This is a genomic window from Paracoccus rhizosphaerae (assembly GCF_026162645.1).
Classification (GTDB): Bacteria; Pseudomonadota; Alphaproteobacteria; order Rhodobacterales; family Rhodobacteraceae; genus Paracoccus; species Paracoccus rhizosphaerae.
This window is the reverse complement of record NZ_JAOTBE010000005.1, coordinates 1-21706: the sequence shown is the minus strand read 5'-3', so window position 1 is coordinate 21706 and position 21706 is coordinate 1. Positions and strand designations below refer to the sequence as shown.

The 21706-nt window shown below is 66.0% G+C and carries 17 protein-coding genes and 2 pseudogenes; 13 read left to right on the top strand and 6 right to left on the bottom strand.

Translation table 11 applies throughout. From position 1 onward, the window contains the following. The first annotated feature begins 48 nt into the window (after window positions 1–48). Together OC184_RS03540 and OC184_RS03535 are read left to right on the top strand one after the other, a co-directional pair. Window positions 49–3633, top strand: a complete 3585-nt coding sequence (locus OC184_RS03540) for a vitamin B12-dependent ribonucleotide reductase (RefSeq protein WP_265505814.1) — start codon at window positions 49–51, stop codon at window positions 3631–3633. A gap of 628 nt (window positions 3634–4261) precedes the next feature. After that, window positions 4262–5695: a mannose-1-phosphate guanylyltransferase/mannose-6-phosphate isomerase gene (locus OC184_RS03535; protein ID WP_265505813.1), complete on the top strand. Its 1434-nt coding sequence runs from the start codon at window positions 4262–4264 to the stop codon at window positions 5693–5695. Window positions 5696–5885: 190 nt separating this feature from the next. Here the strand turns inward: OC184_RS03535 and OC184_RS03530 are convergent, their stop codons facing one another. After that, window positions 5886–6632 (bottom strand): DsbA family protein, encoded by a 747-nt coding sequence (locus OC184_RS03530; protein ID WP_265505812.1) that lies wholly within the window; start codon window positions 6630–6632, stop codon window positions 5886–5888. Between the two features lie 174 nt (window positions 6633–6806). Here OC184_RS03530 and OC184_RS03525 point away from each other — a divergent pair, with 174 nt between their 5' ends. From OC184_RS03525 to OC184_RS03515, 3 genes are all read left to right on the top strand, one after another. Continuing rightward, window positions 6807–7940 (top strand): pyridoxal phosphate-dependent aminotransferase, encoded by a 1134-nt coding sequence (locus OC184_RS03525; protein WP_265505811.1) that lies wholly within the window; start codon window positions 6807–6809, stop codon window positions 7938–7940. Next, window positions 7937–9148, top strand: coding sequence for an N-acetylmuramoyl-L-alanine amidase (locus tag OC184_RS03520; RefSeq protein WP_265505810.1), 1212 nt, complete (start codon window positions 7937–7939; stop codon window positions 9146–9148). The genes OC184_RS03525 and OC184_RS03520 overlap by 4 nt, the downstream gene beginning before the upstream one ends. 72 nt (window positions 9149–9220) lie before the next feature. Next, the gene (locus tag OC184_RS03515; RefSeq protein ID WP_265505809.1) at window positions 9221–11767 is read left to right on the top strand and encodes a penicillin-binding protein 1A; all 2547 of its coding nucleotides are present in this window, start codon (window positions 9221–9223) and stop codon (window positions 11765–11767) included. 73 nt (window positions 11768–11840) lie between these two features. Here the strand turns inward: OC184_RS03515 and OC184_RS03510 are convergent, their stop codons facing one another. Continuing rightward, window positions 11841–12335, bottom strand: a complete 495-nt coding sequence (locus OC184_RS03510; protein WP_265505808.1) for an MgtC/SapB family protein — start codon at window positions 12333–12335, stop codon at window positions 11841–11843. A 123-nt stretch (window positions 12336–12458) separates the two neighbouring features. Between OC184_RS03510 and prfB the strand changes: the two genes are divergently transcribed. Further along, on the top strand, window positions 12459–13586 hold the full coding sequence (gene prfB, locus OC184_RS03505; protein WP_265505807.1) for a peptide chain release factor 2: 1128 nt from the start codon (window positions 12459–12461) through the stop codon (window positions 13584–13586). A gap of 99 nt (window positions 13587–13685) precedes the next feature. Further along, window positions 13686–14750 (top strand): patatin-like phospholipase family protein, encoded by a 1065-nt coding sequence (locus OC184_RS03500; protein WP_265505806.1) that lies wholly within the window; start codon window positions 13686–13688, stop codon window positions 14748–14750. Here the strand turns inward: OC184_RS03500 and OC184_RS03495 are convergent. Genes OC184_RS03495 through OC184_RS03485 form a run of 3 tightly spaced genes read right to left on the bottom strand, consistent with a single transcriptional unit; the run spans window position 14747 to window position 16879 of the window. After that, a complete protein-coding gene (locus OC184_RS03495; protein WP_265505805.1) occupies window positions 14747–15667 on the bottom strand; it encodes a pseudouridine-5'-phosphate glycosidase in 921 nt (306 codons plus the stop codon). The two genes, OC184_RS03500 and OC184_RS03495, sit on opposite strands and share 4 nt — an antisense overlap. Further along, complete coding sequence (locus OC184_RS03490; protein ID WP_265505804.1) at window positions 15664–16539, bottom strand: PfkB family carbohydrate kinase; 876 nt, start codon at window positions 16537–16539, stop codon at window positions 15664–15666. The genes OC184_RS03495 and OC184_RS03490 overlap by 4 nt, the downstream gene beginning before the upstream one ends. Beyond that, the gene (locus tag OC184_RS03485; protein WP_265505803.1) at window positions 16523–16879 is read right to left on the bottom strand and encodes an ArsR/SmtB family transcription factor; all 357 of its coding nucleotides are present in this window, start codon (window positions 16877–16879) and stop codon (window positions 16523–16525) included. Before OC184_RS03485 ends, OC184_RS03490 begins: the two co-directional genes overlap by 17 nt. Window positions 16880–17077: 198 nt before the next feature. On the opposite strand from OC184_RS03485, the gene OC184_RS03480 reads away from it, so the two are divergent. The 5 genes from OC184_RS03480 to OC184_RS03460 all read left to right on the top strand — a co-directional run bounded on the left by OC184_RS03480 (window position 17078) and on the right by OC184_RS03460 (window position 19771). Next, window positions 17078–17425 (top strand): AtpZ/AtpI family protein, encoded by a 348-nt coding sequence (locus OC184_RS03480; RefSeq protein ID WP_265505802.1) that lies wholly within the window; start codon window positions 17078–17080, stop codon window positions 17423–17425. 2 nt (window positions 17426–17427) lie between these two features. Then, a complete protein-coding gene (locus OC184_RS03475) occupies window positions 17428–18177 on the top strand; it encodes a F0F1 ATP synthase subunit A (RefSeq protein ID WP_265505801.1) in 750 nt (249 codons plus the stop codon). Window positions 18178–18260: 83 nt separating this feature from the next. Next, a complete protein-coding gene (locus OC184_RS03470; protein ID WP_167621732.1) occupies window positions 18261–18497 on the top strand; it encodes a F0F1 ATP synthase subunit C in 237 nt (78 codons plus the stop codon). A gap of 75 nt (window positions 18498–18572) precedes the next feature. Continuing rightward, window positions 18573–19211 (top strand): F0F1 ATP synthase subunit B', encoded by a 639-nt coding sequence (locus tag OC184_RS03465; protein WP_265505800.1) that lies wholly within the window; start codon window positions 18573–18575, stop codon window positions 19209–19211. Next, a complete protein-coding gene (locus OC184_RS03460) occupies window positions 19208–19771 on the top strand; it encodes a F0F1 ATP synthase subunit B (RefSeq protein ID WP_265505799.1) in 564 nt (187 codons plus the stop codon). Before OC184_RS03465 ends, OC184_RS03460 begins: the two co-directional genes overlap by 4 nt. A gap of 59 nt (window positions 19772–19830) precedes the next feature. Here OC184_RS03460 and OC184_RS03455 read toward each other — a convergent pair. Continuing rightward, window positions 19831–20647: pseudogene (locus OC184_RS03455) on the bottom strand (IS5 family transposase). Between the two features lie 163 nt (window positions 20648–20810). Here OC184_RS03455 and OC184_RS03450 point away from each other — a divergent pair. Continuing rightward, a pseudogene (locus OC184_RS03450) lies at window positions 20811–21362 on the top strand (IS481 family transposase); the annotation flags it as partial. Window positions 21363–21706 lie beyond the last annotated feature (344 nt).

The window sequence follows — 21706 nt, the reverse complement described above, 5'->3', positions numbered from 1 at the left end:
TGTGACCGCGGGTGCTGTGGCTGCGTCGGACAGCAACAGGGGGTTGGCATGCAGATCGAACGGCGATTCACCACGGAAACCGGCGGAGCCTATGGCGGGATCGGGTTCACCACCACCGTCAGCGAGATCCGCAACCCGGACGGCTCGGTCGTGTTCCGAAACGACCGGGTCGAGGTCCCCCAGGGCTGGAGCCAGGTCGCAAGCGACGTCATTGCCCAGAAGTACTTCCGCAAGGCCGGCGTCCCCGCCCGCCTGAAGCGCGTGCGCGAGAAGGGCGTGCCCGAGTTCCTGTGGCGCAGCACCGCAGACGAGGCCGCCTTGACCGAACTGCCCGCGGACCAGCGCTTCGTGGGCGAAACGAGCGCCGCGCAGGTCTTCGACCGGCTGGCCGGGGCCTGGACCTACTGGGGTTGGAAAGGTGGGTATTTTTCAAAAGAAGAAGACGCGCGCGCTTATCTGGACGAGATGCGGCACATGCTGGCCCGCCAGATGGCGGCGCCGAACAGCCCCCAATGGTTCAATACTGGCCTGCATTGGGCCTATGGCATCGACGGACCGGGGCAGGGGCATTTTTATGTCGACCACAAGACCGGCAGGTTGACCGCCTCGACCAGCGCCTATGAGCATCCGCAGCCGCATGCCTGCTTCATCCAGTCGGTCAGCGACGATCTGGTGAACGACGGCGGCATCATGGACCTTTGGGTCCGGGAGGCGCGGCTCTTCAAGTACGGCAGCGGCACGGGCACCAATTTCAGCAGCCTGCGCGGCGAGGGCGAGAAGCTGTCCGGCGGCGGCAAGTCCAGCGGCCTGATGGGTTTTTTGAAGATCGGCGACCGGGCGGCGGGCGCGATCAAGTCGGGTGGCACCACTCGGCGGGCGGCCAAGATGGTCATCTGCGACATGGACCACCCCGACATCGAGGCCTTCATCAACTGGAAGGTCATCGAGGAGCAGAAGGTCGCCAGCCTGGTCGCCGGATCGAAGATCCACGAGCGCGAACTGAACGCGATCTTTGCCGCAATCCGCGCCGGTGGGGGAGAGACCGATCCGGCCCGCAACGATGCGCTGAAGTCAGCCATTAGATCCGCCAAACGCGCGATGATCCCCGAGACCTATGTGAACCGGGTGCTGCAATACGCGCGCCAGGGCTTCGACAGCATCGAGTTTCCGACCTATGACACGGACTGGGACTCCGAGGCCTATGTCAGCGTTTCGGGCCAGAACTCGAACAACTCGGTCCGGGTGACGGATGCCTTCCTGCGGGCGGTGCGCGACGACCAACCGTGGGAGCTGATCCGCCGCACCGACGGCAGGCCTGCCAAGGTCGTCAGCGCCCGCGAACTGTGGGATCAGGTCGGCCACGCGGCCTGGGCCTGCGCCGATCCGGGCATCCAGTTCCACGACACCGTCAACGCCTGGCACACCTGCCCCGAGGACGGGCCGATCCGCGGGTCGAACCCGTGCAGCGAATACATGTTCCTGGACGACACCGCCTGCAACCTGGCGTCGATGAACCTGCTGACCTTCTGGCATGACGGGCGCTTCGATGCGGATGGCTATGTCCACGCCACCCGGCTCTGGACCCTGACGCTGGAGATCAGCGTGCTGATGGCACAATTCCCCAGCCGCGAAATCGCGCAGCGCAGCTTCGACTTCCGCACCCTTGGTTTGGGTTATGCGAATATCGGCGGTCTGCTGATGAACATGGGGCTGGGCTATGACAGCGAGGCCGGACGCGCGCTGTGCGGTGCCCTGACGGCGATCATGACCGGCGTCGCCTATGCCACCAGCGCCGAGATGGCGGCCGAGCTGGGCGCCTTCCCCGGCTATGCCCGAAACCGCGACCACATGCTGCGGGTGATCCGCAATCATCGTGCCGCCGCGCACGGGACGGACTGCGAAGGCGTTAACGTTGCCCCCGTCGCGCTGGACGCGGCGAACTGCCCCGACCCGTCGCTGGCTGGGCTGGCGCGGGCGGCCTGGGACGAGGCGCTGGCCCTGGGCGAGGCGCACGGCTTCCGCAACGCCCAGACCACCGTCATCGCGCCCACCGGCACCATCGGTCTTGTCATGGACTGCGACACCACTGGGATCGAGCCCGATTTCGCGTTAGTCAAGTTCAAGAAGCTGGCCGGCGGCGGCTATTTCAAGATCATCAACCAGTCGGTTCCGGCCGCGCTGGAGGTGCTGGGCTACTCCAGCGTCCAGATCGAGGAGATCGTCGGCCACGCCGTGGGGCACGCGACGCTTGGCAACTGCCCGGCGATCAACCACGCCTCGCTGGCCGGACACGGCTTCGGCGCGGCCGAAATCGCCAAAATCGAGGCCGCCCTGGGCAGTGCCTTCGACATCCGCTTCGTCTTCAACCAATGGACCCTAGGCGAGGATTTCTGCCGCGGTACGCTGGGCATCCCGGCCGACAAGCTGGCCGACCCGACCTTCGACTTGCTGCGCCACCTGGGCTTCAGCCGCGCGCAGATCGAAGCCGCGAACGACCATGTCTGCGGGACGATGACGCTGGAGGGTGCGCCGCACCTGCGGGCCGAACATCTGCCGGTCTTCGACTGCGCCAATGCCTGCGGCAAGACCGGCAAACGCTATCTTTCTGTCGAAAGCCACATCCGCATCATGGCCGCGGCGCAGAGCTTCATCTCGGGCGCGATCAGCAAGACGATCAACATGCCCAACAGCGCCACGATCGAAGACGCGCTGGCGGCGTACGAGCTGTCGCACAGCCTGGGCATCAAAGCCAACGCGCTTTATCGGGACGGATCGAAGCTGTCGCAGCCGCTGGCCAGCGCCCTGGTCGAGGATGACGACGAAGCCGAGGAGATCCTGGCCACCGGCACCCAGCACGCCAAGGCCGCCGTCCTGGCCGAGAAGATCGTCGAGCGCGTGATCGTCAAGGAGATCGTTCGGTCGAACCGCGAAAAGCTGCCGCAGCGGCGCAAGGGTTATACCCAGAAGGCCATCGTCGGCGGTCACAAGGTCTATCTGCGCACCGGCGAATACGACGACGGCAAGCTGGGCGAGATCTTCATCGACATGCACAAGGAAGGCGCGGGCTTCCGGGCGATGATGAACAACTTTGCCATCGCCGTATCGGTCGGCCTGCAATACGGCGTGCCGCTGGAGGAGTTCGTGGACGCCTTCACCTTCACCCGGTTCGAGCCGGCGGGGATGGTGCAGGGCAACGACAGCATCAAGAACGCGACCTCGATCATCGACTATGTGTTCCGCGAACTTGCTGTCAGCTATCTGGACCGCACCGATCTGGCGCATGTGGCACCCGAAGGCGCGCGTTTTGACGAAATGGGGGGCGGCGAAGGTGAAGGCCGCCATGCGCCTGTGACCGAGCAGTCCGAGTTGAAGTCCCTGACGATGCTGAAGCAGATCAGCAGCGCCGGCTATCTGCGCAAGCGCCTGCCGCATGACCTGATGGTGCTACAGGCGGGCACCGCGACCGCCGCCGTGGCCACCGGCATGGCAGAGGTCGGTCTCGATTTGCGCACCCAGGCCCGGATGCAGGGATATGAAGGCGATCCCTGCGGCGAATGCGGTAATTATACGCTGGTCCGGAACGGCACCTGCATGAAGTGCAACACCTGCGGCGGCACCAGCGGCTGCAGCTGAGAGATTGGGTTGGGGCGCGAAAGGCCCAGTTTCGCGCCCCGGCTGCCATGCATGGGATAAGGCGCTTTCGAGGTATACCCGCCGACCATTTGTGGCCGGTATACGGCACCAGTTCACAGTCGCAGGTCCAATAGCTGACTTTTCACAAACTTATCCCTGACAATCGGGCCAGCTCGTGGATAAGAGAAGGAATGCCACTATGGGTGGAAAAAAAAACCCCGTCAGTCTTCCGGCAGTCACGGCGGCATCTTCCAAGAGGAGGGTCCGCGGGGGGACGACGGCTGAACTTCACGACCGAGCCTGACAACAGGCCGATGCCGCCAAGGCCCAAAACCGAACTTGACCTGGAAGCCCGTCAGCACCACGCCTGAAAGCAAGCGCTGAGGCCTCTGGCAGCAATTCCTGCGCCAATAGGCGAAATTGAGCACTGGCTCCTGCAGGGGCCAGTGCTGACAGCCTTGCACGATCCGGCCCCGTCTTCTGTCCGCAACAGCCTGCGCATAAAACTGCGCTATTGGGCCGGCAGCGATCGGCAGCAGTTGACGGGCAGGCGCCCAGGCCCTTGAGTGGCGGCGTCGGTCCGGCTTGTGCCGGCACGGTAGACAGCCAATGCGTGAAAGGTGTGGCGATGGGAAAAATAACCCCGGTTCTGATGGCTGGCGGATCAGGGACGCGGCTGTGGCCCGTTTCTCGCAAAAGCTTTCCCAAGCAATTCGCGGCACTTGTCGGTGACGAGACGCTGTTCCAGGCCTCGGCCCGGCGGCTGTCGGGGCCGCTCTTTGGCGCGCCCGTCGTGATGACCAATTCCGACTTCCGCTTCATTGTGGCCGAGCAGCTGGAGCAGGCGGGCATCGCCCCCGGCGCCATTGTCATCGAGCCTGCCGGGCGCAACACCGCTCCCGCGATCCTGGCCGCCGCCCTGATGGTCGCGGCGGAGGACCTCGACCGGCTGGTGCTGGTCGCGCCCTCGGATCACGTCATTCCCGATGCGGAGGCTTTTGCCGCCGCCGTGGCCGAGGGGGCCGGTGCCGCAGCGCAGGGGCGCATCGTCACCTTCGGGATCACGCCCGATCGGCCCGAGACCGGCTATGGCTATTTGCAGCTGGCCTCGACTGGAGGGGGGCCGCAGCCCCTGGGTCGCTTCGTCGAAAAACCCGATGCGGCGACGGCAGCTGACATGGTGGCCGCCGGCAACTTCCTCTGGAACGCGGGGATCTTTCTCTTCAGCGCCCGGACGATGATCGATGCCTTCCGCACTCACGCACCCGCCTATCTGCAGCCGGTCCAGGCGGCGCTGGACGAGGCGAAGACCGACCTCGGTTTCCTCCGCCTTGCGCGAGAGCCTTGGGCCGAAGCCGAGGACAACTCGATCGACTATGCGGTGATGGAGAAGGCCGACAATCTTTCGGTCGTGCGGTTCTCGGGGCGGTGGTCTGACCTTGGCGGTTGGGACGCGGTGTGGAGAGAGGCGCTGGGACAGGCGCCCTCGGATACCGGCGTGGTGACGGACGCGCGGTCGACGGCGATCGACTGCCACGACGTGCTGCTGAGGTCCGACAGCGAGGATCTGGAGGTCGTCGGCATCGGCCTGTCGGACCTGATGGTCGTGGCCACCGCCGACGCCGTCCTTGTCGCCGACCGTTCGCGTGCCCAGGACGTCCGTCAGGCGGTCAGCGCGCTGAAGGCCAAGCGCGCGAAGCAGGCAGAAAGCTTCCCGCGCGACCACCGCCCCTGGGGCTGGTTCGAGACGCTGGCCCTGGCCGACCGCTTCCAGGTGAAGCGCATCGTCGTCAAGCCGGGTGCGGCCCTGTCGCTGCAAAGCCATGTCCACCGGTCGGAGCATTGGGTCGTCGTGTCGGGCACCGCGCGGGTCACCGTCGATGATCGCGTCACCCTGGTGACCGAGAACCAGTCAATCTATGTGCCACTGGGCGCGGTTCACCGGATGGAAAATCCGGGTAAGGTTCCGATGGTCCTGATCGAGGTACAGACCGGCAGCTATCTGGGTGAAGACGACATCATCCGCTATGAGGATGTCTATTCCCGCAGTTCCGCCGACTGAAGACCGATCCTGACCGCCGCCCCACACGGGGCGCGGCGTGCTTCAGGAACCCACATCTGCGCGGGCGCATGCCTTGCGGAAATTCTTCCGCCTGGCTGGGGTTCAGTTCCTCGACGGAGGCGGTCAGACCCGAACCGCCGGGTGGCGGAGCCGGGTTATTGCAACGCGGGTGCTGGCGGTAAAAAGGGCGCTACATCGTCTCGCGGATCTGGGCGATGGTCTCGGCCACCCCCACGCGTGGGACGCCGCGCAGCAGCTGGTCGCCGATGACAAAGGTCGGGGTGCCCTGGATCGCCATGACCTCGGCCAGCTGGCGGTTGTCGCGCAGCACCTTGGTCACGGCCTTGGTATTCATGTGCTGGACGATGCTGTCCGCGTCGACCTCGATGTCGTCAGCGATCTTGCGAAGGGATTCGATGGTGGCGGGACCACGCAGGGTGATCAGCGCGTCATGTGCCGCCTTGTAGGCCTCGTCCCCCGCGATCTGATGGACCGAAATGGCAAAGCGGCTGGACAGCTCACTCTCTTCGCCCAGAATAGGAAATTCCTTCAAGATCAGCCGGATATTTCCATCTTCCTTGACGGCGTCAAAGATCTCCTGGTTGAACTGGCGGCAGACGCCGCAGCGATAGTCGAGGAATTCGACCATCGTCAGGTCGCCGTCGGGATTGCCGCCGACCCAGCTGTGGCCGTCGTTGAAGATCGCCTCGCTGTTTGCCGCGACCAGTTCCAGATCGTTCTGCGCGCTCTGCTCGGCCTGCCGGGTTTCCAGCACGTTGATGGATTCGATCAGAACCTGCGGATTTTCCATCAGGTATTCGCGCACGGCCGCGCCGAATGCGGCCTTTTCTTCCTCGGACATGGCCTTGATGTCGAAAGCCGTCGCAGGTGAGGCGAGTGCGGCACTGATCAGCAGCGCGGCGGACAGGCGGTTCATGGCAAGGGACCCTCTCGGTTCATGTCGCGCGGCAGCTTGGACTGTGGCGCCTGCGATGGCAAGAAGACGGGCGACACAGGCGCGTGACCGCGATCGATCAAGTTGTCCGTCCAAATGACTGGAGCAGCCGCGCGTCCCGCGTTATCACCATGCCAAAAAACAAGAGGCCGAGCCATGCGATCTTCCCTGCGCGGACAGGTTGACCCGTTCATCGTGATGGACGTGATGGAAGCTGCCAGCCGCGCCGAGGCGGCAGGGCGCCATATTATCCACATGGAGGTGGGCCAGCCCGGTACGCCCGCTCCCGAAGGCGCGCGGCGTGCGCTGGCCGAGGCGCTGGCGCAGCCCTTGGGCTATACCGTCGCCCTCGGTCTGCCGGCACTGCGGCAGGGCATCGCCGATCTGTACCGCCGCTGGTACGGGGTCGACCTGGACCCCGCGCGGGTCGTGGTGACGTCTGGCAGCAGCGGCGCGTTCATTCTGGCGTTCTCGGCGCTGTTCGACGCGGGCGATCGGGTGGCGATGGGGTTTCCGGGCTATCCCAGCTATCGCCAGATCCTGCGTGCCATGTCGCTGGAAGCCGTAGGCATTCCGACGCGCCCCGAGGATCGCTATCAGCCGCGGCCCAATGATCTGCCGGATGCGGCGGGGCTGATCCTGGCATCGCCCGGCAACCCCTCGGGAACTGTGCTGACGGTGCCGGAACTGCGGGCGCTGACCGATGCGGCGCGGGCGCGGGGCATGGCCGTCATCTCGGACGAGATCTATCACGGCCTGGGCTATGGCGACCGCTGCCATTCCGCGCTGGAGGTGACGGATGAGGTCGTCGTCATCAATTCGTTCAGCAAGTATTTCTCGATGACGGGCTGGCGTGTCGGCTGGATGGTGGTGCCTCCCGACATGGTCCGCACGATCGAGCGGCTGGCCCAGAACCTGTTCATTTGCCCGCCCCATGCCAGCCAGGTGGCTGCCCTGGCCGCGCTGGATTGCATTCCCGAGGCCGAGGCCAATCTGGCCGTCTATGCCGAGAACCGCCGCCTGATGCTGGAGGGTCTGCCGCGTGCCGGCTTCGACCGCATCGCGCCGCCCGAAGGCGCGTTCTACATCTATGCCGACGTGTCGCACATCACCGACGATTCGGTGAAGTTCGCGGCGGAAATCCTTGAAAACGCGGGCGTGGCGGTTACACCGGGGCTGGACTTCGACCCCGAGCGGGGCCGCGGGACGCTGCGCTTTTCCTATGCCCGCGCCACCGCCGACATTGCCGAGGGCCTGAGGCGGCTGACCGCGTTCATGGCGTCCAGATGAGGGCGGTCGTCCTGGTCCTTGCGCTGCTGCTGCCCTTGCAGGCGCTGGCGCAGGACCCTGCCAGACTGCGTCTTGGCGCGTCCTCGGTGACCGAGGCTGCGACCGGGTGGTGGCAGTCGATCTTCGGGCCAATGCCGCTGGAGGTGCGCCTGACCTTGGACCGACCGGTCCCCTGGCGCGCCTTTCTTGTCGGAGAGCCTGCGCGGCTGGTCATCGACCTGAAGGACACGGACCTGTCGGGGCGCAACCCTTCGCAGCTGTTCGGGCAGGACCTGATGCCCGCGATCCGATGGGGCAGCTTCCGCCAAGGCTGGAGCCGGATCGTGATGGAGCTTCCGCGCCCGTTCCGCGTCGCCAGCGCGGGCATGTCGACCGGGGGGCTTGATGCGACATTGCGCATCGCGCTGGACCCCGTGCGGGAGGGCGAGTTCGCGCCCCGGCCCTCGGCCGCGGCGGCGCTTCGCAACCTGCCCGACCCTGCCGACGTGCCGGCGCCACCGTTGGCCGAGGGGCTGGTGGTCGCGCTGGATCCGGGCCACGGCGGGTTCGATCCCGGCGCGCAGGCCGGAGGGGAGACCGAAGCCGATCTTGTGCTGAGGTTCGCGCAGGAATTGCGAGCCGAGCTGGAGGCGCGGGGCGTCACCGTGGCGATGACCCGCGACGATGACGTGTATGTCCCTCTCGAGGCGCGGATGACCACGGCCCGGCAAGCGGGGGCGCATCTATTGATGTCGCTGCATGCCGATGCGCTGCCGCAGGGGCAGGCGGCGGGGGCCACGATCTATGTCTGGTCCTCGTCCGCGGACGAACGCGCCAGCCGGCAGCTGGTGATGCGCCACCAGCGTGACGACCTGCTGCTGGGTCAGGACCTGACGGGACAGGACGACGGCCTTGCGGTTGCGCTGATGGATTTTGCCCGCACCGACACCCAGCCCCGATCCGAGGCATTCGCGCGACACCTGACCTCGCGCATGGCGCTGCGGGGAATCGGGTTGCACGGCCGGCCGGTGCAGGGGGCGGCGTTCTCGGTCCTGAAGTCGCCCGACATCGCCTCGGTCCTGCTAGAGCTGGGCTTCATCACCGACGAGGCGGATCTTTTCAACCTGACGGATCCCGACTGGCGCGCCCGCATGGCGACGGCGGTGGCCGAGGCCGTCACCGGCTGGTGGCGCGACGAACAGGCGCGGGCGGCACTGCTGCGGCGCTGACACCGACAGTTGCTTTGACCGGGAAGGCCGCTGCCGCTATAGACGGCGCAAGGCTTGGAAAGGCAAATCCCCGTGCTGCGGATCATACTCTCATTCTTCGGTGCGATCTTTTCCTGGGTCGTGACGGCGGCGTTCTTCGCCGCGCTGACCATCGGCGGGATCTTCTGGATCTATTCGCGCGACCTGCCAAGTCACGAGACCCTGGCGCAGTACTCTCCCAAGACCATCAGCCGCATCTATTCGGCGGAAGGCCAGTTGATCGACGAATTCGCCGAGGAACGCCGCCTGTTCGTGCCCATCGACGAGATCCCGGACCTGGTCAAGCAGGCCTTCATCAGCGCCGAGGACAAGAACTTCTACAGCCATCCAGGCTATGACCTGCGCGGGATCTTCGGCGCGGCGTGGCAGGCGCTGGCCTCGCGCGGATCGAATGTGCGCGGCGCGTCTACGATCACGCAGCAGGTGATGAAGAACTTCCTTCTGTCCAGCGACCGCAGCGTTGAACGCAAGGTGAAGGAGCTGATTCTGGCGTCGCGGCTGGAACGCACATTGACCAAGGACCAGATCCTGGAACTGTACCTGAACGAGATCTTCCTGGGCCAGAACAGCTTCGGGGTGGCCGCCGCCGCCCAGACCTATTTCAACCAGTCCCTGGCCGAACTGGAGCCGCACGAGGCGGCGATGCTGGCCGCCATGCCGCAGGCACCCGGCCGCTATCACCCCGTCCGCGCCAAGGAGCGGGTGACCGAACGCCGCAATTATGTCCTGCGTGAGATGTGGCAGAACGGCTATATCAGCGAGGCCACCTACGAGGCCGAGGCCAAGCTGCCGCTCAAGTCCGTGCAGAACGGCGATTTCCCGTCGTTCCAGCGCGCCCTGCCGCCGCGGGACTATTTCACCGACGAGATCCGCCGCCAGCTGAGCCGCGAGTTTGGGCAGGAGGAGTTCTTCGGCGGCGGCCTGACGATCCGCGCGACCGTCGACCCCGAGCTGCAGTCCGAGGCCGCAACTGCGCTGCAGAAGGCGCTTGAGGATTACGACCGCAACCAGGGCGTCTGGCGCGGCACCGGAGAGACGGTCCCGGCCGAGGCGTTGGACAACGAAGCCGCCTGGCGCGGCGCGCTGTGGGACCTGCGCCTGCCGCGCGACATCCCGGGTTGGCATCCCGCCGTCGTGCTGGAGATGGGCGAAAGCGACGCCCGCATTGGAATTGAGGGAATCGAAGAGGACGCTGACGGCCACTGGATCCCCGCCGCCGACGTGCAATGGGCCCGGCCGCTGGACCGCGACACGGGCCAGGTGGGGGCGCAGGCGCAGGTGGCCGACGACCTTCTGGACGTGGGCGACGTGGTGCTGGTGCGCGCGATGACCAGCGACAGCGACGGCAGCTTCATCCGCTGGACGCTGCGGCAGGTGCCGCAGGTGCAGGGCGGCTTCATGGCGATGGACGTCAACACTGGCCGCGTTCTGGCGATGCAGGGCGGATTTTCCTATGAAAGCTCGGTCTTCAACCGGGCGACGCAAGCACAGCGCCAGCCGGGGTCCAGCTTCAAGCCGTTCGTTTATGCCGCGGCGCTGGACAACAACTATACCCCCGCGACGATCGTGGTGGATGAACCGATCCGCATCAACACGCCCCAAGGCCTGTGGGAGCCGAAAAATTCCTCAGGCCGCCATTACGGGCCGACGCCGCTGCGCACGGGGATCGAGCAGTCCCGGAACCTGATGACGATCCGGATCGCCGATGACATCGGCATGGACCAGGTGGCGCGTTACGCCGAGGATTTCGGCGTCTATGACGACCTGAAGCCGTTCCTGGCCAACGCCCTGGGCGCACAGGAGACGACGCTGTTCAAGATGGTCGCCGCCTATGCGATGTTCGCCAATGGCGGCGAGAGGGTCGAGCCGACGCTGGTCGACCGTGTCCAGGACCGGCGCGGTCGCACGATCTATCGTCACGATCAGCGCGTCTGCGAGACCTGCGCCCTGCAGGCGATGCCGGCGGGACAGGCGCCCGTCATCGACACCAACCGCGAGCGGGTGATGGATGCGGTGACGGCCTATCAGCTGACCTCGATGCTGGAGGGGGCGGTCGAGCGCGGGTCCGGGTCCGGCGTCGACCTGCCGGTGCCGATCGCCGGCAAGACGGGCACGACGAACGACGCCAAGGACGTGTGGTTCATCGGCTACTCCAGCAACATCGTGGCGGGCTGCTATCTCGGCTATGATCAGCCGCGGTCGCTGGGGGCGCGCGCCTATGGCGGGACGCTGTGCGTGCCGGTCTTCAACGACTTCATGCGCGAGGCCGTGGCCAAGTTCGGCGGCACCGAGTTCAAGGTGCCCGAAGGCGGCTATTGGGTGAAGATCGACCGGATCACGGGCCAGCGCCTGCCCGACGACGCGACCGGGCCGAACGTCATCCGCGAATATTTCCGCGACGGAACGGACCCCAACTGGCTGGCGCCCTATGTCGTGTCGGGCTTTGGCGACGAGACGGTCATCCTGCCTTGGGAGGCTGGCGAGAGCGCGGCCCAGGCGATCACGACTTCGACGGGTGAAAGGCGGGTGATCCCGAAACGGACGGACTTCGGCACGATGTCGTCCGGCGGCCTCTACTGACGCGGGTTGCGTCCCGCGACGGCGGGGGGCTTGCTGCCCCCCGCACCCCCCGCAGGGTGCTCTGGTCCGGCTGTCAGCCGCCATGCTTCGACCGCGTCTCCTTTTGCCGCGCGACGTGGCGCAGCAGGCGCAGGACCAGCAGGCCGAACGCAGCGGCAATGATGGCGAGCATCCCCTTGCCAGTGCCGCAGGACAGCCCGATGGCGCCGGCCAGCCACATCGATGCCCCGGTCGTCAGGCCCCGCACCGACCCCCTGGTGATGATGATTGATCCCGCCGCCAGGAAGGCCACACCCGAGGTAACGGCTTCGATCAGGCGCAGCGGATCGATCTGCAGCTCGGCGTCGTTGTCGGCGCGCATATGCGTCAGCTCCATCGCGATGATGGTGAAAAGCGCCGCCGCCATCGAGATCATCATGTGCGTCCGCAGCCCCGCCTCGTGATCCGAACTTTCCCGTTCCCAGCCGATCAGCGCGCCAAGGATCAGCGCAAGGACCATCCGGGTGGTGGCGACTGACAGGCTCATCGAATTGAGGGACTCGAAAGTCTGGGACACAAGCTCTGGCATGGTAACTCCGTTTCTGGGGGGAACGCGGCACGGCGCCCGCCGGTTGCGACCGCGCCGCCCTTGCCCAAGGTGGCGGGGCGCGTTATCACACCGGACCTGACGCCAGACCGAAGGAGCCTGTCCATGCGCGCCGAGACGCTCTCTGCCATCGAGGCCATCCGCCGCTCGCTGTCGCTGCTGGGGCAGCGGCTGGACTGGACGACGGCGCCCCACCGGCTGGAAGAGATGAACGCGATGATCGAGGACGGTGATCTTTGGTCCGATCCCGCGCGCGCGCAGAAGCTGATGCGCGAGCGGCAGTCGCTGTCCGACGCGATCGACACCTATCGCCGGATCGAGGGCGACCTGGCCGCCAATGCCGAGATGGTCGAGTTGGCCGAGGAGGAGGGCGACGCCGAATTGGTCGCAGAGGCCGAGGCCAACCTGAAGGCGCTGGCCGATCTTGCCGCGCAGAAGGAGCTTGAGGCGCTGCTGAACGGCGAGGCCGACGCCAACGATACGTTTCTCGAGATCAACGCCGGGGCCGGCGGGACGGAAAGCTGCGACTGGGCTGCCATGCTGGCGCGGATGTATGTTCGGTGGGCCGAGAAGAAGGGCTACGAGGTCGAACTGCTGTCCGAGACCGGCGGCGACGAGGCGGGGATCCGCAGCGCCGCCTACAAGATCACCGGCCATAACGCCTATGGCTGGCTAAAGTCGGAATCGGGTGTGCACCGGCTGGTCCGGATCAGCCCTTATGACAGCGCCGCCCGGCGGCATACGTCTTTCAGCAGCGTCTGGGTCTATCCGGTGGTGGACGAGAACATCGAGATCGACATCCCCGACCGCGACATCCGCATCGACACCTATCGGTCCTCGGGGGCGGGCGGCCAGCACGTCAACACGACGGACTCGGCGGTGCGGATCACCCACCTGCCGACGAACATTGTCGTGACCAGTTCCGAAAAGTCCCAGCACCAGAACCGCGCCAACGCCATGGCGGCGCTGAAAGCGCGGCTTTACCAGATGGAATTGGACCGCCGGAACGCCGAGATCAATGCCCAGCACGCTGCCAAGGGCGATGCCGGCTGGGGCAATCAGATCCGCTCCTATGTCCTGCACCCCTATCAGATGGTGAAGGACCTGCGCACCAGCGAGGAAACGAGCGACACCCAGGGCGTGCTGGATGGCGACCTCGACCGCTTTATGGCGGCCACGCTGGCGCTGGACGTCGCCGGCAAGAGCCGCGCGGAGGCTACCGCCGAGGACTGACCAGGCCTTCTAATGCTGCGATGCAGCGACAGGCAGGGGGTTGTTCTAGTGTCGGAACCTCGTATCATGCTGCAACTGCATCATGCGCGGGGCCTGACCATGAAGCACAAGAGCATCAACGTCGCGCTGCAGGGTGGTGGCGCGCATGGCGCCTTTACCTGGGGCGTTCTGGACAGGCTTCTTGACGAACAGTGGCTGGATCTGGCGGCGATCAGCGGCACATCGGCCGGGGCGCTGAACGGCGCGGCGCTGAAGGCCGGGCTGGGGGCGCATAAAGGTGCTGCCGGGCGCCGGGCCGCTCGGGAAAACCTGAACTTCATGTGGTCTCAGGTCGGGCAGATGAGCGACAATCGCGTCGTGCGCTGGCTGCATTCGCTGGTGCCTATGCCGCGCGGGCTGCACCGCTGGACCGAGATGCTGTCCCCGGCGGCCTGGCTGGACAACCTCACGCGGCTCTTCAGCCCCTATGACTATGGCCCGTTCTACGTGAACCCGCTGGACGGGCTGCTGCGCGGATTGCCTTACCCCGACTTCGCCTGCGCCACCGGCCCCAGCCTCTATGTGGCCGCCACCAATGTCCGCACCGGGCGGATCAAGGTCTTTTCCGGCACGGGGGCCACACCCGAGGCCATCATGGCCTCGGCCTGTCTTCCGACGCTGTTCCGCGCGGTCGAGATCTTCGACCCTGACACCGGCAGGATCGAGGCCTTCTGGGACGGCGGCTTCACGGGCAACCCGGCGCTGTTCCCGCTCTATCGCTCCAGCCTGCCGCGCGACATCCTGATCATCGCGATCAACCCGCTGATGCGCGAGACGCTGCCGCGCAGCCCGGTCGAGATTGCGGACCGCGTGAACGAGGTCAGCTTCAACAGCTCGCTCATGAGCCAGCTTCGCGCCATCAACTTCGTCAAGCGGTTGTTCGCGCAGGGCAAGCTGGACGACGGCACCATGAAGAACGTGCTGGTCCACCTGATCGACGACGATGCGTTGATGACGGACTTGACGGCGCGGTCCAAGCTGATGCCGGGGCCGGGGCTGCTGGCGTCGATGAAGGCGGCAGGGCAGGTGGCTGCCGACCGCTTCATCGAGGATCACGCCGACAAGCTGAACACCGCCGACAGTTTTGACCTGACGGCGCTGTTCCCGGCGATGCGGCCGACCTAGTGCGTCATGGCTGCGGCGATATTCGCGGCCAGCCGGGCGTTGTTCAGGACCAGTTCGATGTTCGACTCGAGCGAGCGGCCTTCGGTCAGCTCGAAGATGCGCGACAGAAGGAAAGGCGTGACTTCCTTGGCGGCGATGCGCTGCGCCTCTGCCTCCGCCAGCGCCTGTTCGATGACCGGGGTGATTTGGCCCTGCGGGATCTCGGCGGCCTCTGGGATCGGGTTGGCGATCAGTTGGCCGCCGCGCAGGCCAAGCCGGGCGCGCATGTCGGCGGCGGCGGCGATCTCCTCGGGGCGGTCCATCCGCAGCGGCGCCTTAATGCCAGAGCTTCGCGACCAGAAGGCCGGAAGCTCGTCCTGGCCGAAAGCGATGACCGGGACGCCCAGGGTTTCCAGCACCTCCCACGTTTTCGGCAGATCAAGGATCGCCTTGGCGCCGGCGGCCACCACCGTTACCGGGGTCTGCGCCAGTTCCTGAAGGTCGGCGGACAGGTCGAACGTGGTTTCGGCCCCGCGATGCACGCCGCCGATGCCGCCCGTCGCGAAGACGCGGATCCCGGCCAGGTGTGCGCAGATCATCGTCGCTGCGACGGTCGTGGCCCCGGTGCGCCCATTGGCCAGGCACACGGCCAGGTCGGCGCGGCTCAGCTTCATGGCCTCGGCCGGGGGGGTCTGCGCCAGCTTGCGCAGCGCGTCACGGGTCAGGCCGATGTGGATCAGCCCGTCCATCACGGCGATGGTTGCCGGGACCGCGCCGTTGTCGCGGATCACGGCCTCAACCTTCTCGGCCATCTCGAGGTTTTGCGGCCAGGGCATCCCGTGGGTGATGATCGTCGATTCCAGCGCGACGACGGGCAGGCCGCGGTCCAGTGCGTCGGCGACTTCGGGGGCAAAGGCAAGGGGGGCGCTGTGGGTCAAGGGACGTCCTTTCCGGAGACATGGGCGGCCGACGCCTCGACGGCGCGGGTCAGGGCCGCATCGCGCGGCAAGTTGTTGAGTTCGGCCGACAGATGTGCAGCCAGGAAGCAGTCGCCCGCGCCGGTCACGCGCGCGACGGTGACAGAAGGCGGGCAGTGGGTCAGGGTAACGCCGCCGGCCATGGCTTCGGCCGCAGGATTCGGCCCGTCGGTCACGAGGACACGGGCAGCACCGCGCGCGACGACAGCCTCGGCGGCCGAGGCTGCGTCGGGACAGGCGCGGCCGGCCAGGATCTCGGCCTCGAGGCGGTTGAGGTAGAAGCAGCCGCGACGGGCGGCGATCAGCGGCTCCAGCCGCTCGGCCTTGCCGGGGCTGGCGGGCACGACTCGCAGGTCGGCGCGCGCCAGGCGGCGGTCGCGGGCGATCGCGTCCAGCAGGTCCTGCGTCAGGTTGCCGTCGAGGACGACCGGGCCGGTCCAGTCGAGCACGTCCAGCGGGGACAGGATGGCGGCGCCGGCCTGCTCCAGGCTGTGCGCATCGGCGATGGCCGCGATCAGTCCCTCGCTGTCCTCGATGCCCATATAGCAGTCGGTCGGCAGGCCCGCATCGCGCGTCAGGCGATCGGTCAGGACGCCCAGGCGATTGGCCTCGGCGACCAGGGCCTCGCCCTCGGGGTCGCGACCGACCGCCGACAGGACCGCTGGCGCCAGGCCCCAACGCGCCAGCGCGACGGCCACGTTCAGGGCCACCCCGCCGGGCAGGTGCCTGATGCGGCCGGGCACGTCGGCCCCCGGCGCCATGCGACGCGGCGCGCGGCCGATCACGTCCCACAGCATTGCCCCGATACAGAGCACGTCAGGCGTCCTGGTCATCGCTTTCCCTCAGTTCGGTCCGCAGGAACCGTTCGAAATCGTCAAGGTCCACCGGGTCGAACTGCCCGAAACCCTGCATCCAGACCGAGGCCGCGCGCATCCCGTCAGGGTCGAGCTTGCACCAGGTGATCCGGCCGCGCCGCTCTTGCCGGATCAGGCCGGCGGCCGCAAGCACCGCCAGGTGTTTCGAGATGGCGGCCAGGCTGACGTCAAAAGGCTGCGCGACATCACTGACCGCCATGTCGTCTTCCAGCAGCATCGTCAGGACCCTGCGGCGGGTTGGATCGGCCAGCGCCGCGAAGATCAGATCCAGCCGAACTGACAGGGGGGGAGGGGTCATCGGAGCGCCTTCATGCGGTGGGATGATCAACCGGGCGGTTGAATGATGACGAACGGGAAGGGCGAATGCAACCCGCAAGCTTTTCGGTCTGGGTTTTAAAAATCATATTATCATCAGTTGGTTATAAGATGATGCCGCTTGCTTGACTTGACCGGCGGTTGCCCCTAGACAGCGCCCAACGATGACGGGGGCGTGAAAATGGCCGGTGGGCCCCAGGACGACGCGGACAGGGCAGCGGATGACGCCCGACTGCGCGCGCTGGAGGCGAGACTGGCCGAGAAGGCGCCCAAGCCCAAGGGTCCGAACCCGATGGGCAAGTACGAACAGGCGAACCTTGCCTGGCGCATGGTGATCGAACTGGTGGCCGGGCTGGGGCTGGGCTTCGCGATCGGTTACGGGCTGGACTATCTGCTGGGCACGACGCCCATCCTGATGGTCCTGTTCATTTTCCTCGGCCTCGCGGCCGGCATCAAGACCTTGATGCGCACCGCGTCCGAGCTTGACAGGAAATCCGGCGACACGCCGGGAAGTGACGAGAGGGATTGATCGTGGCGACGGAAGCGACTGGCGGCGGCCTTGAATTCCACCCGATGGACCAGTTCGTGGTCTCGCCGCTGTTCGGCGCCGGAGAGGTGCACTGGTATACGCCGACCAACGTCACCCTGTGGCTGGCGCTGACGGCGCTGGCTTCGATCGCGCTGCTGGTGCTGGGCACCCGTGGCCGCGCCATCGTCCCGAACCGCGCGCAGTCCATGGCCGAAATGGCCTATGGCCTCGTCCACAAGATGATCGAGGACATTGCCGGCAAGGATGGCCTGCAATATTTCCCGTATATCCTGACGCTGTTCATGTTCGTGGTCTTCGCGAACCTTCTGGGCCTCATTCCGATGGCCTTCACCGTAACCTCGCACATCGCGGTGACCGGCATCCTGGCGCTGGCCGTGTTCTTCGGCGTCACGATCATCGGCTTCGTCAAGAACGGCGCGCATTTCCTTGACCTCTTCTGGGTCCGCTCGGCGCCGCTGGCCGTGCGTCCGATCCTGGCCGTGATCGAGGTCATCAGCTACTTCGTGCGCCCGCTGAGCCTGTCCATCCGACTGGCCGGCAACATGATCGCGGGCCACGCCGTCATCAAGGTCTTCGCGGGCTTTGCGGCCATCGCCGCCGTCGCCCCTGTCGCCATCATCGCGGTTGTCGGGATGTATGCCTTCGAGGTGCTGGTCGCCTTCGTGCAGGCCTATGTCTTCACCATCCTGACCTGCGTCTACCTCAAGGACGCGCTGCACCCGTCGCACTGACGGCAAGGCCAGCGCCCCGGGCGGTCCCCAGTCGGGACCGCGTCATCAAGATCGCCAATCTTCCAACCGCAAGGAGAAATACCATGGAAGGCAATATCGGAGAACTGGGCCAGTACATCGGCGTCGGCCTGACCGCGTTCGGCATGGGCTTCGCCGCCCTCGGCGTGGGCAACGTGGCCGGCAACTTCCTGTCGGGCGCCCTGCGCAACCCGTCCGCCGCTGCCGGCCAGACCGCCACGCTGTTCATCGGCATGGCCTTTGCGGAAGCCCTGGGGATCTTCTCGTTCCTCGTCGCGCTTCTGCTGATGTTCGCGGTCTGATCCCTCGCCATCCTTGCGGCGGGGTGGGGGCCTGACCCCCACCCCATCGTTCGTTCAAAGGCCATGGGGTAGGATATGTTCAGCCTGTTGCAAGAGGCCGCCACCACCGCGGTCGAAACCACTGAAGGCGTGGCCGTCGTCGTCGACGAGACCCATGCCGCCGGCGCCCACGTGCCGACCCCTGGGGTCGAGCTTGTCGGACATGCCGAAGAAGCCGCGGGCCTTCCGCAGCTGGATATCGCCACCTTCGGCAACCAGATCTTTTGGCTGGTCGTCACGCTGGTCGTGCTGTATCTGGTCCTGTCCCGGGTCGCTCTGCCGCGGATCGCGGCCGTGTTGTCGGACCGCCAGGGCGCCGTCACCGGCGATCTGATGGCCGCAGAAGAATTCAAGCACAAGGCGCGCGAAGCCGAAGCCGCCTATGACAAGGCGCTGGCGGATGCCCGCCACGAGGCGCAGGCCATCGTCAACCAGAACCGCGCCGAGATCCAGGCGCAGCTGGACGCGGCCATCGCCAAAGCCGACGCCGAGATCGCCGCCCGCACGGCCGAGTCCGAAACGCGCATCCGCGAAATCCGCGCCTCGGCGGAAACCGACGCGCGGCAGGTGGCGCGCGACGTGACGGCCGAACTAGTTGCCGCTTTCGGCGGCAAGGCTGACGATGCCGCCGTCGGTGCGGCCGTCGATGGCCGGATGAAGGGGGCTTTGCAATGAACCGCATGACCGCAATGGCCGCCGCGACCCTGCTGGCGGCAGGACCTGCCGCCGCGGCGACCGGCCCGTTCTTCTCGCTGCGCAACACGAACTTCATCGTGCTGCTGGCCTTCATCGCCTTCATTGCAATCCTGGTCTATTACCGCGTTCCGGCCATGCTGGGTGGCTCGCTGGACAAGCGCGCCGACGGCATCCGCAACGACCTGGACGAGGCCCGGCGCCTGCGCGAGGATGCGCAGGAGATCTACGCCAGCTATGAGCGTCGCCAGCGCGAGGTAAAGACCCAGGCCGAGCAGATCGTCGCCAACGCCAAGCGCGAGGCCGAGGCCCAGGCCAACAAGGCCCGTCAAGATCTTGATCGTTCAATCGAGCGTCGTCTGCAGGCTGCGCAGGACCAGATCTCCAGCGCCGAAAACGACGCCGTTCGCGCCGTCCGCGACCGTGCGGTCCAGACGGCCGTCGCCGCCGCGTCCGAGATCCTCGCCACACAGGTTCGCGCAGGCCAACGCTCGGCCGGCATCGACGATGCCATCGACGACGTGGCGCGCCGCCTGAACTGACGACATTGCTATCCACTCTTGAAGGCCCCGACGCACTCGCGCCGGGGCTTTTTCCATTGCTACAGGCCCTGTTGGGGATTTCGACCGGCCTTAGGGCATGTTGGCAAATGGCGGAGCCAGAGGCGGATCAAGGTGATGTCGATGAAGGCCGGGAAGCTTTCGGCGGTCTCGTCGTAGCGGGTAGCGACGCAGCGGGCATTCTTGAGCTTGTTGAAGCACCGTTCAACCAGATTGCGCAGCTGGTCGAGGGTACGGTACACGCCGACGCGCGGCTTGCTTGACTTGCGCATCGGGATCTCCGGGACAACGTTACGCACCTCCATCGTGCTGCGAACCTTACTGGGTCATAGCCATGGTCTGCAAGCAGGACGGCAGGCTTGGGCAGGTTGTCGTCCGTAAACAAGTCGAAGGCGACATAGTCCGATGTCTGCCCCGGCGTGATATCAGTTTTCATAGGGGCGCCTGCCCCGTTGACGCGGAGGTGGATCTTGGGCGTGAGGCCACCTCATGAACGGCCGAGACCCTCTCTCGGAGTCCCCCTTTAGCGCCCGCTGCCTGATGATGGGCCCGGACCACGGTGCCGTCGATCATCTGACGCGCGTCCGAGACCAGCCCGCCTTCGTTCAGCGCCTCGAGGATCTGCTCCCACAGACCGGCAAGTGTCCAGCAGAGGAACTGGCGATAGACGGATGACCACTTGCCGAACTCTTTCGGCAGGTCCCGCCACGGCGATCACGTCCGCGGTATCCAGAAGATGTCATCCAGAGCAAGGCGATGGTTCGGGGCTTTGCGCCCGCTCGGGGCGCGGATCGACAGGATGAACCGCTCGTGGAACGCCTGTTCCTCGTCTGACATGAGGTCTCGTGTCAAGCTGATCTCCACCAAGGATACCAGCTTGAATTACGATCAGACCGCTGTGTAAATCCTATTTGTCGACACGACCTAGCTGCCCTTCCCCGGATGATCCCATTGACCCTCGCCGGACCTCGTTCTTCATAACAAGATCGGTTCTGCGCGAGGTTCGGAACGGGAGGCAAGGATGCTGATCTCTCTTCACAAGCAGGCGACGACGCCGCCGAAGATCCCGGCTGCGATCCAGGCGAGCATAGAACCCGCCTGGAAGGTGGCGGAGCGCTACGGCATCTCCGAGCAGACAATCTGGAAGTGGCGGAGCCGGGACCGCGTCGACGGCCGCAGCCACACCCCTCATCGGTTGCAGACCACGCTGACGCCGGCGCAGGAGGCGGTGGCGGTGTCCCTGCGCAAGACCCTGCTGCTGCCGCTCGACGACCTCCTGTCGGTGGTGCGCGAGTTCCTGAACCCGCACGTCTCGCGCTCCGGGCTCGACCGCTGCTTGCGTCGGCATGAGGCGGGTAACCTGCGCGCACTCAGGCCCGTCGTGCCGCGGCCTGCGCACAAGCCGTTCAAGGCCTACGAGCCGGGCTACCTCCATGTCGACGTGAAATACCTGCCGCAGATGGCAGACGAGGACCGCCGCCGGTATCTGTTCGTCGCCATCGACCGTGCCACGCGGTGGGTCTTCGTGCGCATCTATCCGGCGAAGACGGCGGCCAACGCGCGCCGCTTTCTAAATATTTGCAGGTCGCCAACATTTAGGCAGTCGCGGCCGTTGGGAAAGAGGGCGAAGGCGCACCGTCTGCGGTTCACTCAGCTAGAACAAATTGCTCATCGGTCAGGTATCCTCGCGGGGCCTGAGCTACGACGGGGCGCGGCCCTGATGAGATTGCGAAGTTGCTGGATCATCGGCCTTCCGCTCAAGCAAGGGTAAAACGACGATGAACTGCGATATTAGATGTCACATCCCACGTGATTGCAGGGCCGCTTCTTGAAGATCTCCGGTCTTTGTTTCTGCCAGTCCCTGAGCGCGTCGATGGGCGTTTGCCCCTTCAGCACTGATTGCGGGAGCTGACCGTT

What these genes read in the sequence shown, in the direction of transcription:
- OC184_RS03480 (WP_265505802.1), top strand. Translation starts at nt 17,078, where the DNA reads ATGGCCGGTGGGCCCCAGGACGACGCGGACAGGGCAGCGGATGACGCC.
- OC184_RS03540 (WP_265505814.1), top strand. Translation starts at nt 49, where the DNA reads ATGCAGATCGAACGGCGATTCACCACGGAAACCGGCGGAGCCTATGGC.
- OC184_RS03535 (WP_265505813.1), top strand. Translation starts at nt 4,262, where the DNA reads ATGGGAAAAATAACCCCGGTTCTGATGGCTGGCGGATCAGGGACGCGG.
- OC184_RS03460 (WP_265505799.1), top strand. Translation starts at nt 19,208, where the DNA reads ATGAACCGCATGACCGCAATGGCCGCCGCGACCCTGCTGGCGGCAGGA.
- OC184_RS03525 (WP_265505811.1), top strand. Translation starts at nt 6,807, where the DNA reads ATGCGATCTTCCCTGCGCGGACAGGTTGACCCGTTCATCGTGATGGAC.
- OC184_RS03490 (WP_265505804.1), bottom strand. Translation starts at nt 16,539, where the DNA reads ATGACCAGGACGCCTGACGTGCTCTGTATCGGGGCAATGCTGTGGGAC.
- OC184_RS03485 (WP_265505803.1), bottom strand. Translation starts at nt 16,879, where the DNA reads ATGACCCCTCCCCCCCTGTCAGTTCGGCTGGATCTGATCTTCGCGGCG.
- OC184_RS03500 (WP_265505806.1), top strand. Translation starts at nt 13,686, where the DNA reads ATGAAGCACAAGAGCATCAACGTCGCGCTGCAGGGTGGTGGCGCGCAT.
- OC184_RS03465 (WP_265505800.1), top strand. Translation starts at nt 18,573, where the DNA reads ATGTTCAGCCTGTTGCAAGAGGCCGCCACCACCGCGGTCGAAACCACT.
- prfB (WP_265505807.1), top strand. Translation starts at nt 12,459, where the DNA reads ATGCGCGCCGAGACGCTCTCTGCCATCGAGGCCATCCGCCGCTCGCTG.
- OC184_RS03470 (WP_167621732.1), top strand. Translation starts at nt 18,261, where the DNA reads ATGGAAGGCAATATCGGAGAACTGGGCCAGTACATCGGCGTCGGCCTG.
- OC184_RS03530 (WP_265505812.1), bottom strand. Translation starts at nt 6,632, where the DNA reads ATGAACCGCCTGTCCGCCGCGCTGCTGATCAGTGCCGCACTCGCCTCA.
- OC184_RS03510 (WP_265505808.1), bottom strand. Translation starts at nt 12,335, where the DNA reads ATGCCAGAGCTTGTGTCCCAGACTTTCGAGTCCCTCAATTCGATGAGC.
- OC184_RS03520 (WP_265505810.1), top strand. Translation starts at nt 7,937, where the DNA reads ATGAGGGCGGTCGTCCTGGTCCTTGCGCTGCTGCTGCCCTTGCAGGCG.